This is a genomic window from Afipia sp. 1NLS2, assembly GCF_000178995.1.
Lineage (GTDB): Bacteria > Pseudomonadota > Alphaproteobacteria > Rhizobiales > Xanthobacteraceae > Afipia.
Genome location: NZ_ADVZ01000002.1, coordinates 25799 through 41157, shown reverse-complemented (window position 1 = coordinate 41157; position 15359 = coordinate 25799). Strand labels below are relative to the sequence as shown.

General features: G+C 61.6%; 12 protein-coding genes. 7 read left to right on the top strand and 5 right to left on the bottom strand.

Annotation, left to right across the window (positions count from 1 at the left end):
* Nucleotides 1-248: 248 nt before the first annotated feature.
* Nucleotides 249-1424, bottom strand: coding sequence for a M20 aminoacylase family protein (locus AFIDRAFT_RS08900; protein ID WP_009338955.1), 1176 nt, complete (start codon nt 1422-1424; stop codon nt 249-251).
* Nucleotides 1425-1552: 128 nt separating this feature from the next.
* On the opposite strand from AFIDRAFT_RS08900, the gene AFIDRAFT_RS08895 reads away from it, so the two are divergent.
* The 3 genes from AFIDRAFT_RS08895 (at nt 1553) to AFIDRAFT_RS08885 (ending at nt 4463) form a co-directional block, all read left to right on the top strand.
* Nucleotides 1553-3172, top strand: a complete 1620-nt coding sequence (locus AFIDRAFT_RS08895) for a GMC family oxidoreductase (RefSeq protein WP_009338954.1) — start codon at nt 1553-1555, stop codon at nt 3170-3172.
* A 157-nt stretch (nt 3173-3329) separates the two neighbouring features.
* The gene (locus AFIDRAFT_RS08890) at nt 3330-3566 is read left to right on the top strand and encodes a hypothetical protein (protein ID WP_009338953.1); all 237 of its coding nucleotides are present in this window, start codon (nt 3330-3332) and stop codon (nt 3564-3566) included.
* Between the two features lie 144 nt (nt 3567-3710).
* Entirely contained in the window at nt 3711-4463 is a 753-nt protein-coding gene (locus AFIDRAFT_RS08885) for a glucose 1-dehydrogenase (protein WP_009338952.1), read from the top strand.
* A 149-nt stretch (nt 4464-4612) separates the two neighbouring features.
* On the opposite strand, the gene AFIDRAFT_RS08880 is transcribed toward AFIDRAFT_RS08885, so the two are convergent.
* On the bottom strand, nt 4613-6004 hold the full coding sequence (locus AFIDRAFT_RS08880; RefSeq protein ID WP_009338951.1) for an aspartate aminotransferase family protein: 1392 nt from the start codon (nt 6002-6004) through the stop codon (nt 4613-4615).
* 123 nt (nt 6005-6127) lie between these two features.
* Here AFIDRAFT_RS08880 and AFIDRAFT_RS08875 point away from each other — a divergent pair, with 123 nt between their 5' ends.
* Nucleotides 6128-6754: a DUF2147 domain-containing protein gene (locus AFIDRAFT_RS08875; RefSeq protein WP_009338950.1), complete on the top strand. Its 627-nt coding sequence runs from the start codon at nt 6128-6130 to the stop codon at nt 6752-6754.
* Here AFIDRAFT_RS08875 and hpnN read toward each other — a convergent pair.
* Nucleotides 6704-9310: a hopanoid transporter HpnN gene (gene hpnN, locus AFIDRAFT_RS08870; RefSeq protein WP_040298225.1), complete on the bottom strand. Its 2607-nt coding sequence runs from the start codon at nt 9308-9310 to the stop codon at nt 6704-6706. The two genes, AFIDRAFT_RS08875 and hpnN, sit on opposite strands and share 51 nt — an antisense overlap.
* Nucleotides 9311-9522: 212 nt before the next feature.
* Here hpnN and dxs point away from each other — a divergent pair, with 212 nt between their 5' ends.
* From dxs to hpnH, 3 genes are read left to right on the top strand one after another with little or no spacing between them, the layout of a single operon-like run.
* Nucleotides 9523-11439 carry a 1-deoxy-D-xylulose-5-phosphate synthase gene (gene dxs, locus AFIDRAFT_RS08865; protein ID WP_009338948.1) on the top strand — a complete coding sequence of 639 codons (1917 nt, stop codon included), beginning with the start codon at nt 9523-9525 and terminating at the stop codon, nt 11437-11439.
* A complete protein-coding gene (ispH, locus tag AFIDRAFT_RS08860) occupies nt 11432-12406 on the top strand; it encodes a 4-hydroxy-3-methylbut-2-enyl diphosphate reductase (RefSeq protein ID WP_040298224.1) in 975 nt (324 codons plus the stop codon). The genes dxs and ispH overlap by 8 nt, the downstream gene beginning before the upstream one ends.
* An 18-nt stretch (nt 12407-12424) precedes the next feature.
* On the top strand, nt 12425-13615 hold the full coding sequence (gene hpnH, locus AFIDRAFT_RS08855; protein ID WP_009338946.1) for an adenosyl-hopene transferase HpnH: 1191 nt from the start codon (nt 12425-12427) through the stop codon (nt 13613-13615).
* Between the two features lie 91 nt (nt 13616-13706).
* On the opposite strand, the gene AFIDRAFT_RS08850 is transcribed toward hpnH, so the two are convergent.
* Complete coding sequence (locus tag AFIDRAFT_RS08850) at nt 13707-14516, bottom strand: class I SAM-dependent methyltransferase (RefSeq protein WP_009338945.1); 810 nt, start codon at nt 14514-14516, stop codon at nt 13707-13709.
* 118 nt (nt 14517-14634) lie between these two features.
* Complete coding sequence (locus tag AFIDRAFT_RS08845; protein ID WP_009338944.1) at nt 14635-15354, bottom strand: phosphorylase; 720 nt, start codon at nt 15352-15354, stop codon at nt 14635-14637.
* Between the last annotated feature and the right edge of the window lie 5 nt (nt 15355-15359).

Genomic DNA, 15359 nt, shown 5'->3' with positions numbered 1-15359 from the left:
ATCCAGCACGCGAACGATCCCGTGAAAGAAGAAAAGACTGCCATGATTATGGCCCGACGGTCGCAACCCAAGTGTGACGGTATCCCGTCAACCCGGCCGTCTATAGGGCCGGTTTTGGCTTTTCGACAATCCAAAACATCGTGGGCGGGAGGAATTCCGATCACTTCTTCGATTATGTGTTAATTCCGCTGCCCGGCGGCCCGGCGAAAACCTTCAAAACATCCGAAAAATCACGATTCTCGGCCGATTCAGGCAGGAAGCCGGGTTTCCACCAGCCGGACCCAGTAGGACGTCCCGAAAACGATGGCGTCGTCGTTGAAATCGAACGCCGGGTGGTGCCAGCCGGCGCTGTCGCCGTTGCCGAGAAAGATGAATGCCCCCGGACGCGCCTGCAGCATGTAGGCGAAATCCTCCGCCGCCATCAAAGGCGGAATACCGAGGCTGACCCGCCCCTGCCCGGCGACCTCGCCCGCCACCTGCGCCGCGATATCGGTTTGTCCGGCATGATTCGCCAGCACCGGATAGCCGCGCCGATAATCCACGGCGATCTTCGCCCCGCTCTGCGTCGCAATGCCGGCTGCAATCTCCCGCACCCGCTTCTCGACCATGTCGCGCATCTGCGGCGTAAGCGTGCGCACCGTGCCGATCAGCGTCGCGGTCTGCGGGATGACGTTACGTGCATCGCCCGCCTTGAACTGGCAGATCGAGATCACCGCCGCCTCCAGAGGATCGGCGGCCCGCGAGACGATGGACTGCAACGCAACGATCAGTTGCGAACCGGCCAGCACTGGATCGATCGCCTTGTGCGGTGCAGCAGCATGACCGCCGGCACCTTCGATCTCGATGTCGACATGATCGGTCGAGGCCATAGCCGGGCCGGCGCGCAACGCGAACGTCCCCACCGCCATGCCGGGAGAATTGTGCATCCCATAGATTTCATCGATGCCGTATTTTTCCACCAGACCGTCGTCGAGCATCGCAGCAGCACCCGCACCGCCTTCTTCGGCGGGTTGAAACACCACCACCGCTTCGCCCGCAAAATTGCGCGTCTCGGTGAGATAACGCGCAGCACCGAGCAGCATCGCGGTGTGGCCATCATGGCCGCAAGCATGCATCCGGCCCGGCACGGTCGAGCGATACGGCGCGCCGGTTTCTTCCTCGATCGGCAGCGCGTCCATGTCGGCACGCAGGGCGACCACCTTGATGCCGTCACCTTGCGCGGGCTTGCGGCCCTTGATGCGCCCGACCACGCCGGTGCGTCCGATCCCGGTCGCCACATCGTCGCAGCCGAATTCGCGCAATTTCGCGGCGACGAACTCCGCCGTCCGGTGCACCTCGTACATCAGCTCGGGGTGCGCATGCAGTTCACGCCGCCACGCGGTGATCTCGGGCTGGAATTCGGAGATGCGATTGACGATCGGCATTCGGCGAACCTGAAAAGAGTGCGACGCACAAAGGTAACATGCCCGTGCCTCTGGCTCAAAGTGCAATGGCGTGCCGCGAATCTGCGCGTTAAGACCACATGACGTTTGAAAATGCCGAAGGCTCCCCCATGACCGATCTTCTCGAAGGTGACTATGACTATATTGTCGTAGGCGCCGGCACTGCCGGCTGCATTGTCTCCAACCGATTGTCCGCCGACCCGAAAAACCGGGTGCTGACACTGGAGGCCGGGGGGCGCGATAACTGGATCTGGTTTCACATTCCGGTCGGCTATCTGTTCGCCATCGGCAATCCGCGCTCCGACTGGATGTTTCGCACCGAACCGGAGCCCGGCCTTAACGGCCGCTCGCTGCATTATCCGCGCGGCAAGGTGATCGGCGGCTGCTCCGCGATCAACGCGATGGTGTCGATGCGCGGCCAGGCTGCGGACTACGATCACTGGCGTCAGCTCGGCCTCAATGGCTGGGGCTGGGATGACGTGCTGAAATCGTTCAAGTCGCTTGAGGATCATTACCTCGGTGCGACCGAATATCACGGCGCGGGCGGCGGATGGCGGATCGAGCCGCCGCGTATTTCATGGGACGTGCTCGACGCCATCGCAAACGCCGCCGAACAGATGGGTATCCGCAAGATTCCCGATTTCAACACCGGCGACAATGAAGGCTCCAGCTATTTTCAGGTCAACCAGAAGCGCGGACGGCGCTGGTCGTCGGCGCGCGGCTTTCTCAAGCCCGCACTGAACCGCCCGAACCTGCGGCTGGAGACCAATGTGCTGGTCGATAAGCTTATCATCGAGAACGGCCGCGCGGTCGGCGTCCGCTACAGCCGCGACGGCAAGACATTCGAGGCCCGTGCCAAGGGCGAAGTCATCCTCACGTCGGGATCAATCGGCTCGGTGCAGATCCTGCATCGCTCCGGCATCGGACCGCGCGAATGGCTGGAGCCACTCGGCATCGAAACCGTTCTCGACCGTCAGGGCGTCGGGCGCAATCTACAAGACCACCTGCAACAGCGCGCGATTTACAAGGTCCAGGGCATCAAGACCCTCAACGAGGTTTACGCTTCGCTGGTCCAGCGCGCATGGATGGGCATCGATTATGCGCTGCGGCGACGCGGGCCGCTGACAATGGCACCCTCGCAGCTCGGAATCTTCACGCGGTCGAGCCCAGAGCACGAACGCGCCAACATCCAGTTTCACGCACAACCGCTGTCGCTCGACAAGTTCGGCGATCCGCTGCACGATTTTCCCGCCATCACACTCAGCGCGTGCAATCTGCGTCCGACCTCGCGTGGCGAGATCAGGTTGCGATCCGCAGCGCCGGACGAAAAGCCGATCATCGCACCGCACTATCTGTCGACCGACGCGGACCGCAAGGTCGCTGCCGATGCGATTCGCGTGACACGCAAGATGATGAAACAACCCGCGATGGCGGCCTACAATCCTGAGGAATACCTCCCCGGCCCTTCCGTCGGCGACGACGATGCTTCGCTCGCAAAGGCCGCCGGCGATATCGGCACCACCATCTTCCATCCAGTGGGAACCGCGAAAATGGGACTGCCGAGCGATCCGCTCGCGGTGGTCGATGAACGTCTGCGATTCTTCGGAATCGAGCGGCTGCGCGTGATCGACGCCTCGGTGATGCCGACCATCACCTCCGGGAACACCAACACGCCCACCGCCATGATCGCCGAGAAAGGTTCCTCATTCATCCTTGCGGACAACCGCTAGGAAAATCGTCGAATACAGCACTACGATTGCTGCCACATTTGATCTGCACAACGCGCGTAAAACCGGCGAGCGAAGACGGTGCTTGCCGGTTGCGTTTGGTATTCATCTCCATGGCCTCTATAGTGCGAATCGCACCGCCATCAGACAAAGGACGAAAATGATCAGAACACTTCTCGTTGCCGCATTGCTTGCGTCCTCGACGGCTGCGGTCATGGCACAGGGACAGGCCCGCAGCGGCACGCCCGAGGAGCAGAAGGCTTGCGCGAAGGACGTTTCGCGTTATTGCCGCTCCGTGATGGATCAGTCGGACCTCGTGATCCTCTCCTGTTTGCAGCAGCATCGTCCCAAGATCAGCAAGACGTGTGATGGCGTTCTGATCAGCCACGGTCAGTAAGATCGCCTGCGATATCCGGACAAACAAAAAGCCGCCGCATCATCGATGCGGCGGCTTTTTGCTGTCCCCGGCCCTTCTACGTTAAACAGGACTTGATCCGCACATCCCCCGATTCAAGCCCACCCACCATGAAAGGTCCGCGAGATGGAACAAGCGCAGCTTATTTTGATAACCGGTGGCGGTCGCGGTGTCGGCGCGGCAACGGCACGGCTTGCTGCGGCACAGGGATACGATGTCGCGATCAGCTTTATCTCCAATGAGTCTGCCGCTCTTGCAGTGGTGCACGATGTGGAAGCCGTCGGACGCCGCGCATTGGCCGTGCGCGCAGACAGCGCAGACCCGAAGCAAATCGCTCAGCTCTTCGCCGCAATTGACCAGAAATTCGGGCGGCTCGACGTGCTGGTGAACAATGCGGCGATCATTGCAAAGCAGTCCCGGCTGGAGGACCTCGAATTCGAGCGGATGCAGCGTATTTTCGCAGTCAACGCAATCGGCCCGATTCTCTGCGCACAGCAGGCAGCGAAGCGTATGTCACACCGACACAACGGGCGCGGCGGCGTGATCGTCAACATCTCGTCGGCAGCGGCGCGGCTCGGCAGTCCCAACGAATATATCGACTACGCCGCATCAAAGGGCGCCCTCGAGACATTCACGACGGGCTTCGCCAAGGAAGTCGCGCGCGAGGGCATCCGCGTCAACTGCATTCGCCCCGGCCACATTTACACCGAGATGCATGCCAGCGGCGGCGAGCCGAACCGCGTGGATCGCGTCAAGGACACGATCCCTCTTGGGCGAGGCGGTCAGCCTGAAGAGGTGGCGAAGGCGATCCTGTGGCTGGCCAGTAGCGAGGCGTCCTTCATCACCGGCACGTTCCTCGACGTCACCGGCGGTAAGTAAGCAACACGCGCGGTCATGTCGGGGCGCGAGCAGCTTCGCGAGCGACCCAGAATCCGGTGCGGCGAGTCCGCATCGATACCGAGAGAGATTCCGGGTCCGGTCCCCTGCAGGGCCCATCCCGGAATGACAATCCTAAACTGAGAAACGTATTACGCCGACTTGCGCACCGCGTTGTCCATCAGCGTCTTGCCGAGCGACCACACCGCGCCGGGGACGCGATGGCTCGCGGCGATCACGTCATCGAACGATTTCTCGATCCACGCGCAGTCCTCATCGGTGATGATGAGCGGCGGCAGCATCTTCACCGTATGGCTCGCATGACCCGCGACCTGGGTCAGGATCTTGTGGTCCTTGAACAGCGGAATGGTGATGAGCTGGCAGAACAGTCCCTTGCTCGCCGATTCCAGCAGATTCCAAGACGCCTTGAGCGCGAAGGATTTCGGCGGGCCGAACTCGACGCCGATCATCAGTCCCTTGCCGCGCACGTTCTTGAGAAGCTCGTAACGCGGGATCATCGCATTGAGCGTGCTGACGATGCGGTTGCCGCAACGCTCGGCATTCTCGATCACCTTCTCGGACTTCAGCACCTCAAGCGTGGCGATGCCTGCAGCCATCGCGAGATCGTTCTTGGCGAAGGTCGAGCCGTGAACGACGGCGCGATCCATGCGATCGAAGATCTTGTCGAAGATCGCCTTGCGCATCAGCACCGCGCCGACCGGCACATGGCCGCCTGAGAGCGACTTCGACAGCAGCACCATGTCCGGCTCGACATTCCAGTGCTCGACCGCGAGGAAGCGTCCGGTGCGGCCGAGGCCGCACTGGATTTCGTCGGCGACGAAGATCGTGCCGTATTTCTTGCAGAGCGCGGCTACGCCCGGCAGATAGTCGTCGCTCGGAATGTTGACGCCCTTGCCCTGCACCGGCTCGACGATGAAGGCCGCAACCTGCCGCGACATCAGCGCCTTCTCCAGCGCCTCGAGGTCGTTGAAAGGGATCACCGAGCAATCAGGCAGCAGCGGGCCAAAGCCGCCACGGAAATTCGCGTCATCGGTCAGCGACAGCGAGCCATAGGTCAGGCCGTGATAGCCGTGGTCGCAATAGACGATGCCGGTCCGTCCGGTCGCACCGCGCGCAAATTTGATCGCGGCTTCGACACATTCCGTCCCCGAATTCGCGAAAAACACCTTATCAAGATAAGGCACATGCGCGATCAGACGCTCGGCCAGAACACCGGCGAGCGTGGAAATGTCGAGTTGAACGAGATTGGCGAATTCGCTGTCGAGCACGCTTTTCAGGGCATCGCGAATCACGGGATGGTTACGGCCGAGCGCGAACACCCCGAAGCCGCTGAGGAGATCGAGGTAGCGCGCATTGTCGCGATCGAAGAGGTATTGCCCCTGCCCGCGCTGGAACCCGACGTCGTAACCAATGGTTTTGAGAACCCGGACGAGTTGCTCGTTCAGATACCTCGTATGGAGCGCACCACGCTGAAACTGGCGATCGGCGACTATCTCGGAAATGTCTAGATTTGCTTTCACCATGCAGTACATACGTCGTTTGATGGGTCGCTCGTCAACCGAAAAAAGCGTCGCGGCCCACGGCGGCCGGATGGAACGCCCCGTGAAATTACGGTTTACTTTCGTTTGCAGCCTGCGCGAGGATTCATGCGAAAATTAGCTTGTTCGGCGATAGTCTTATTCGGTGCCATGGGTTCAGTCGCGGGTATTGCCCATGCCGCCGAAATCCCCGGCGAATGGCTGGTTAAGGAAGGCGTGGCCACCATCCGCATCGCCGACTGCAACGGTCACCTCTGGGGCGTCGTCGCCACGGAAAAGACGCCGGGCGGTGTGGACAGCAAGAACCCGGACAAAACCAAGCGCAGTCGCCCCACCCTCGGCATGCCGGTTCTTCTCGACATGCAGAAGGACGAGGACGAGAAGGGCAAGTGGAACGGCCACATCTATAACGCCAAGGACGGCAAAACCTACGAGTCCTCGATCAAGTTGTCGTCACCGAACCAGTTGAAGGTCGAGGGCTGCGTGCTCGGCTTCCTGTGCGGCGGCGAGACGTGGACGCGCGTGCTCGAGCCGGTCACGCCGATGGCCGCCAATCCAGCCACGCCGCACGCCGGGACACCACATACCGGCACGAAAGCGACCGGCAGCGTTCCGCGGACCATCGGTCAGAAGGCTCCCGCCCCGATGCCGGGAGCGGCAGCAACGACGCCCCCGGCTCCCGGTTCAGTCTCCGACATCTGTCTTCTCCCCGACATCGCGGGGGCGGCCCATTAGGGCCGGCTGAAACAGCACCGCCGCCGCGAGCGTCGTCACCAGCGACAGCGCCATCAGCTTGCCCATGCTCGACGTGCCGGGATGGCTCGACAGCCACAGGCTGCCGAATGCCGTCGCGGTCGTCATCGCACTGAAGAAGATCGCGCGCGTCAGGCTCGATTGCAGCAGCTTGACGTGCCCTGCCCGCCACGCCGTCACGTAATAGATCTTGAACGCGACGCCGACACCGAGCAGCAACGGCAGCGCGATGATGTTGGCAAAATTCAGCGGCATTCCGATGATGACGCAGATCTCCAGCGTCACAACGCCCGCGAGAATGAGCGGCACCAGCGTCAACAGCACGTCAGTGAACCGCCGCAGAACGATGTACAAAAGGACACCGATCGACAGGAGCGCCCAGCAGCCTGCCTGAATGAACGCCATGACGATGGTGTGGCCCGATTCCAGAATCGAGATCGGTCCGCCGACCGCAGTCGGCTCGACCTTCTGAACCGCCGCCGCAAACTTGCGCAGCGTCTCATTGTCGTTCGGATCACCCTTCGGCTGCGCCTCGACGCGCGCGCGCCCATCCGGCGTCATCCAGTCCGCGACGAGTTCAGGCGGCAGGTTTTTCAGCGTGATCGGCTGGGCCTTCAGCGAATTGCGAACCTGCTCCACCAGGGTGTGATACGGCGACAGGAATATCTCCGCGGTCTTGTCGCGCACCGATTTGTCGGATTGCGCGAGCCGGGTCAGATCGCCCGCAAGCCGGTTGGCGGCGGCCGCGACTTCGGGCGAAGACTTTCCGGCCGTGCGCTTGAGGGCTGCGGCGGCGTCCGTCAGCGCCGCAACGTTGTCGAAATCCTCCGCCGCAGCACCGGGCTGCGATCTGAAGATTGGATCGAGCGCGCCCGCGGCACGGCGGATCAAGCCGAGCTTGGCCTGCTGATCCTCCGGCACGAAACTGTCCAACGTCGTAGTGCGGGACACTTCCGGCAGTTTCGCCAGCCGCTGTTCGGCCTCCTTCGCCGCCGCAAGTGACGGCGCCAATACCTCTACAGCATTGGTCGCGGTGGTCGGATCGCGGCGCAGGTCGAGATAGGTCGCGATCGACTCCACCTTCGGGCTGCGCAGGTTCATCGGGTTGAAGTCGAAATGCAGGAAGTACAATAGCGGCAGGCCGAGCGTCGCCACGCCGAGCGTGGTCGCGACGATGCCAATGCGGTGGTCTTCCAGAAACTTGTCGACCGGCGCGAGGAAGGCGTAGCCGACAGGCTCCTTTTCGCCCGGCGGGTTGAACAGCTTCAACAGCGCGGGCAGCACCGTCACCGCCATGAAGAACGCGATCAGCATGCCTGCACCGGCGATCTTGCCGAGTTCGGACACGCCTTTGTAATGCGTCGGCAGGAACGACAGGAAGCCTGCGGCGGTCGCCACGGCGGCGAGCGTCAGCGGCACCGCGGCATGTTTGGCTGCCGCCTCCAGCGCCTCCTGCAGATCGGGGACGTCGTAACGATCCGATCTGTAGCGGACGCTGTACTGAATTCCGAAATCGACGCCGAGACCGACGAATAGCACGAAGAACGCGATCGATATCAGATTGAACGACTGCGCGATCAGCAATGCCACCGCCGTCGTCACCGACAAGCCGATGGCGAGTGTGATCAGCACCGCCAGAATGATCCGCGGCGAATGCAGCGCAAGCCACAGGATGAAGATCACGATCAGGATCGTCGCAATGCCGTTTTCCAGCGCGCCATCCTGTACCGTGCCGAATTCCTCGTTGGCGATCGGCACCGGGCCGGTCAGGCGCACGCGAGCGTGAAAATTCTTGTCGAACGACAGATCTCTCGCCGCCTGCCGGATCGCGTCGGTTGCGACCTTGCCGGGCTCGAGCGCCTGATAGTCGAGGATCGGCTGGATCAGGATAAGCGAACGCAGGTCGGAGGGCGTCAACGGCTCGTTGCTGGTGAGTTGCCGCCAGGAAAAGGTGCCGCTGCCGGTCATGAGGATCTGCTCGAGACTCTCGGAGACGAGATTGAGCGGCCGCGCCAGCCCCTCGCGCGGCAGCTTGCCGCGCTCCACGCCTTGCAGCGCGGTCTGGAGCACGCCGGTCAGACCTCGGATGCTCGGATCGTCATGCAGGATGTCAAAAAACGGCTGGGCCGCCGTATACTGGCCGGTGATCTTGCCGACCTCGGCCGTGGACAAGAACAAAAGTCCGTTATTCTGGAAAAACGGGGTATCCGCCGGGCGGACCACCGAGGTGAATTTATCGGTCTGCGGTGCGAGTTTTTGCTCCAACGCCGCGCTCGCCTGGGCGGCCAATTCCGGGGTTGCAGCCTCAACAACCGCGATAATCAGCTCGTTTCGGCCCGGAAATGCCTTTTCATAGGCCAGTTCACGCTGCCGCCAGGGCAGGTTTTCGGAGATCAGCTTGTTGACGTCGGTCGAAATCGCAAAATTGTGCGATGCATATATACCGGCTATGACTGCCAAAATAACGCCAAGAAGTACGGTAAGCCATGCATGGCGCGTACAAGTCTTGACCAAAGAGACAATTATCCTTGTCAGCACAGGTTTTCTTTCTATTTGAAGCGATCAGGTTGAGGGATTGCGCGTTTTAGGTAGGCCAGCGGATTAACTCTGACCTGCTGGATAGGTGCCCATTGGACACATAATCATGGCATAAGGCGGAAAATTGCCGGGAACTACTGCGTCATAGCTGCCTTAATGATACACTTCCTCGCCGTTCACGTCTTGTTCTTGTACAGTTCGGATCTCCCCCAATGACCTCATCCACACCGTTGCTCGACCAGATCAACTGTCCCTCCGATTTGCGCAAGCTCAAAGAAAGCGAGCTGGCACAGGTGGCACAGGAGCTGCGCGCGGAAACCATCAATACGGTTGCGGTAACGGGCGGCCATCTCGGCTCAGGCCTTGGCGTGGTGGAACTCACTGTCGCGTTACATCATGTTTTTAATACGCCCGAGGACCGCATCATCTGGGATGTCGGCCATCAAGCTTATCCTCACAAGATTCTGACCAGCCGACGTGACCGGATTCGTACGCTTCGGCAAGGTGGCGGCTTGTCCGGCTTCACCAAGCGCGCCGAGAGTGAATACGACTGCTTCGGCACCGCGCACTCCTCCACCTCGATCTCCGCCGGTCTGGGCATGGCGGTGGCCCGCGACCTGTCGGGCGCCAACAACAACGTGATCGCCGTGATCGGCGACGGCGCGATGTCCGCCGGCATGGCCTATGAGGCGATGAACAATGCAGGCGCGATGGATTCGCGACTGATCGTCATCCTCAACGACAACGAAATGTCGATCGCCCCGCCGGTCGGCGCGATGTCGTCCTACCTGTCGCGGCTGACCTCCAGCAACACCTATCGGTCGCTGCGCGAGATCGGCAAGCAGGTTGCCAAGCGGCTGCCGAAATTCGTCGAAAAGGGCGCGCAGCGCGCCGAGGAATACGCCCGCGGCATGCTCTCGGGCGGCACGCTGTTCGAGGAGCTTGGCTTCTACTATGTCGGCCCGATCGACGGCCACAACCTCGACCATCTGCTCCCGGTGCTGAAGAACGTCCGCGACTCCAAGGTCGGCCCGACGCTGATCCATGTCGTGACGCAGAAGGGCAAGGGCTACAGCCACGCCGAGACGGCCAAGGATAAGTACCACGGCGTCGTTAAATTCGATGTCGCCACCGGCAAGCAGAACAAGGCAAAGGCCAACGCGCCCTCCTACACGAGCGTGTTCGGCAATGCGCTGGTCAAGCTCGCCGAGAAGGACGAGAAGATCATCGGCATCACCGCCGCGATGCCGTCAGGTACCGGCATCGATATTTTCCAGAAGGTCTATCCCGAGCGTACGTTCGACGTCGGCATCGCCGAACAGCATGCAGTGACGTTCGCTGCGGGCCTTGCCACCGAAGGCATGAAGCCGTTCGTCGCGATCTACTCGACCTTCCTGCAACGCGCCTACGATCAGGTGGTGCATGACGTCGCGATTCAGAAACTGCCGGTGCGCTTCGTGATCGACCGCGCCGGTCTCGTCGGCGCCGATGGCCCGACGCATGCAGGCTCGTTCGACCTCGCTTATCTCGGCTGCCTGCCCGACATGGTCATCATGGCCGCGTCGGACGAAGCCGAACTCGTGCACATGGTCGCGACCGCCGCCGGCATCAACGACCGCCCCTCCGCCTTCCGCTTCCCGCGCGGCGACGGTGTCGGCGTCGATCTCCCTTCCGAAGGCGTTCCGCTCGAAATCGGCAAGGGCCGCATCGTGCGCGAAGGCTCGTCGGTGGCGATCCTGTCGCTCGGCACACGGCTCAATGAATCGCTGAAGGCTGCCGACATTCTGAAATCGCACGGGCTGACCACAACGGTCGCCGATGCGCGCTTCGCAAAACCGATCGATACCGATCTGGTGCTGCAACTTGCGCGCGACCACGATGTTCTCATCACCATCGAGGAAGGTGCAATCGGCGGCTTCGGCGCGCAGGTGCTCCACACGCTCGCCGAGGCGGGCGCTCTCGACAAGGGCCTGAAGGTTCGCTCGATGGTGCTGCCGGACGTCTTCATCGACCAGGACAGCCCCGCTGCGATGTACGCAAAGGCCGGTCTCGATGCCAAGGGCATCGTTAAGCGCGTGTTCGAGGCGCTCGGCCGTGAAAACGAAATCAACGCGGTGCAGCTTGCTTAACAAGATCCCTACTCCGACCACACTTCAGGTCCTGCTGGCCCAGCCGCGCGGCTTCTGCGCGGGCGTGGTGCGTGCGATCGAAATCGTCGAACGCGCGCTGGAGAAGTATGGCCCGCCGGTCTATGTCCGCCACGAGATCGTCCACAACAAGTACGTGGTCGAGAGCCTCAAGGCGAAGGGCGCGGTGTTCGTGGAAGACGTCCATGAAGTGCCGGACAACGCCATCACCGTGTTCAGCGCGCATGGCGTCGCCAAGAGCGTAGAAGCCGAAGCTGCTTCGCGTAACCTTCCGGTGCTGGACGCCACCTGCCCGCTCGTCTCCAAGGTCCACAATCAGGGCAAGCGCTATGTCGGCAAGGGCCGGCAACTGGTGCTGATCGGCCATGAGGGCCACCCGGAGGTGGTCGGCACCATGGGTCAGGTCCCCGGCCCGGTGACGCTGGTGCAGAGCGTGGAAGACGTCGCGCGGCTCGACATTCCGAGCGATGCGCCGGTCGCCTACATCACCCAGACCACGCTCAGCGTCGACGACACCAAGGACATCATTGCGGCTCTCGCAGAGCGGTTTCCCGATCTTGAGGGACCCGACACCCGCGATATCTGCTATGCTACGCAGAATCGACAGTCCTCGGTTCGCGACCTCAGCAAGCTCGTCGACCTGATCCTTGTTGTCGGCGCGACCAACAGTTCCAACTCCAACCGTTTGCGCGAAATCGGCACCGAAGTCGGTGTCCCGAGCTATCTGATCGCCGACGGCAGCCAACTCAATCCGGAGTGGCTCCGCGGCGTCAAAACGGTCGGAATCACCGCCGGGGCATCCGCTCCGGAAGTCCTTGTCGATGACGTGATCGACGCCCTTCGCCGCATCGCCCCCGTGACGGTGGATGTGGTGCCAGGACGCGAGGAAAACATCGAGTTCAAGCTGCCGCCGGAGCTGACATCGGTCAGAGCCGGAGCACAGCTCTAATCGGAAAGACGCTTCTTCATGGCCATACCATTTTTCAAGGAAATCAAGATCGGTTCCTACCTGATGAAGCAGAAGCTTCTCGGTCGGAAACGCTATCCGCTCGTGCTGATGCTGGAACCCCTGTTCCGCTGCAACCTCGCCTGTGCGGGCTGCGGTAAGATCGATTATCCCGATGCGATCCTGAACCGCCGCATGAGCGCGCAGGAATGCTGGGACGCCGCCGAGGAATGCGGCGCGCCGATGGTTGCCATTCCGGGTGGCGAGCCGCTGATCCACAAGGAGATCGGTGAGATCGTGCGCGGCCTCGTCGCGCGCAAGAAGTTCGTCTCGCTCTGCACCAACGCGCTGCTGCTCGAGAAGAAGCTCGATCTGTTCGAGCCCTCGCCGTACCTGTTCTTCTCCGTCCATCTCGACGGCCTGAAGGAGCATCACGACCAGTCGGTGTGCCAACAGGGCGTGTTCGACCGCGCCGTCTCCGCGATCAAGGCGGCGAAGGCACGCGGCTTCACCGTCAACGTCAACGCGACGATCTTCGACAATTATCCGGCCGAGGAAATCGCGAAGTTTCTGGATTTCACCACCGAGCTCGGCGTCGGCGTCTCGATCTCGCCGGGCTACGCCTATGAGCGCGCGCCAGACCAGGAGCACTTCCTCAACCGCAAGAAGACCAAGGAGCTGTTCCGCGGCGTGTTCGCGCGCGGCAAGGGCAAGAAGTGGAATTTCATGCACTCGAGCCTGTTCCTCGACTTCCTCGCCGGCAACCAGGACTTCCATTGCGAGCCGTGGGGCATGCCCGCACGCAACATCTTCGGCTGGCAGAAGCCCTGCTACCTGCTCGGCGAAGGCTACGTGCAGACCTTCAAGGAGCTGATGGAAACCACCGACTGGGATTCCTACGGCACCGGCAAGTACGAGAAGTGCGCGAACTGCATGGCGCATTGTGGCTACGAGCCAACCGCGGCCAATGCCGCGATCTCCAACCCGTTGAAAGCCATGTGGGTCTCGTTGCGCGGCATCAAGACCGAAGGCCCGATGGCGCCGGAGATCGATCTCTCCAAACAGCGCCCGGCGCAGTACGTGTTCTCCTCCGAGGTGCAGAAGCGCCTGTCCGAGATTCGCGTCGACGAGGCCAAGGAAGCCGAAGCCAAGGCTGCGAAGCTCGCCGCCGCCAAGGCAGCCCCGGCTGCAGACGCTTCGACCGCCGCCTGATTCACGGACATACGAATGTGAAAAAGCCCCGGAGCGATCCGGGGCTTTTTTATTGTTCTGCCGGCTGACGACGATCACCTGCTCCGCGGCTTCACGTCAAACGAAAGCCTGGCGCGCCGTCAAGGTAAGACGATTGCCTGATTTTCCCATGGATCTTCGCCTTTATCCACGACAGCCATCCGGAATTCGATGACGGAAGCGTCACGTAGAGATCGACGATGTCGCCGATGAATTCCATGTCCCGCCGGCCGGCAAAGCAGGCGAACTTCGTTCGCATGAAATTCTTGTAGGACGCAGCCGAGCCTTCATCCGTCAGCAGCAGCTTGTTGGGCACCAGCGCGAAAGCACGCAGACTGCCGCCCTCCTGCCGATAGCGCACATACCCGCTGATCACGCCGGTCCCGTCCTGATTCAGGATGTCGTCCAGCGCGACGATGCCGCCTGTCGCGATCGACTGTTCCGCCAGATGAAGATCGCTCGCGGTGGTCGCTTCGGTATTCCCACCATCGACGGAGAAAAAGCGAATGGCACCGTGTCTGGAAATGTCGTGAACATCCAGTTTTGTGGAGTTCGCCGAAATGACGGTGATGGACGGCGGATAGAGGAAGTGTTCGACGTTCCGATCGAACACGCCACGCTCGCCGAGACCGCAATGGTCGATGTTCTTTTGCCTATTTTCAAACAGGTCGATCGCGATGGCCTTTTCGTTCGGGCACAGCCCGCAGGCGAGCGCGATGAAATACTTGCCGCGATGGACGCCGATTTCGCAGATCGGACCCGACAGCCCGACAGCGCTCTGATGCTGCATCAATGCGTTGGAAATGATGGCCGTGGTTTTATCAAGCCATCCATCGATATCATCGATATGTGAAACGTAATAATTGAAAGTGCTCGTGATCATGACGAGCACCGTCTAGCGGGATTCAGGCTTATTCGAAAGGGAAAATAAAATATCTATCGTCGCACGATAGAGCCGCCTCAAGGCGATAGCAGGGAGATTCAACCCCTGCGAGGCTCGCCTACTCCGCCGCCTCGGCAACGCGGAAGCTGGACGCTCCATCGAGCCGGCTGCGATAGCTGCGCAGGCCCCGCAACGCGCGATTGAAGTCGCGTCCCGAATGCACCAGCGCACGGATCTGCGACGGCCGCCGCGCGATGCCGCGCATCACCTTCCAGACATCGACATCGCCATTGGCCTTCAGCGCGGCCGCCGCGATCTCGGGCAGCGCGCGGTGCGCCGGGTCGCTGATGACGCGCAAGGCTGCGAACGGCAGGCTATGCTGTTCGGCATAACGGGCCGCGATATGGCTTTCCATGTCGACGGCATCGGCGCCGGTCGTCGCACGCAACGCGGCCTTGGCCTTGCTGCCGAGCACGACCTCCTCCACGCCGGCGAGAATGCCGCGCACGATACGATGTTCGCCTTCCGGCAGGCCGTACAAAGCCTGGCTCAAACCCTCGGCGGCGAGCCAGCGGCCTTTGGACGCGACGATCTCGGAGGCGATGACAATGTCACCCGAACGCAACTTCGGGCTCAACCCGCCAGCCACACCGAAGGAGACGATCCCGCTGATGCTCGCGGGGTCAAACGACATCATCATCTCGCGGAGCTGGACCGGATTGCTGGAGCTACAGATCACCGTCAGGCCGGGGCCCGCGGCAATGCGGGCCTCCTGCTTCAATCCGGTGACGATGAGAACCGGTTTCTCGGTCTGCTGTGCGGCGTCTTCGACGGCCATCTCGC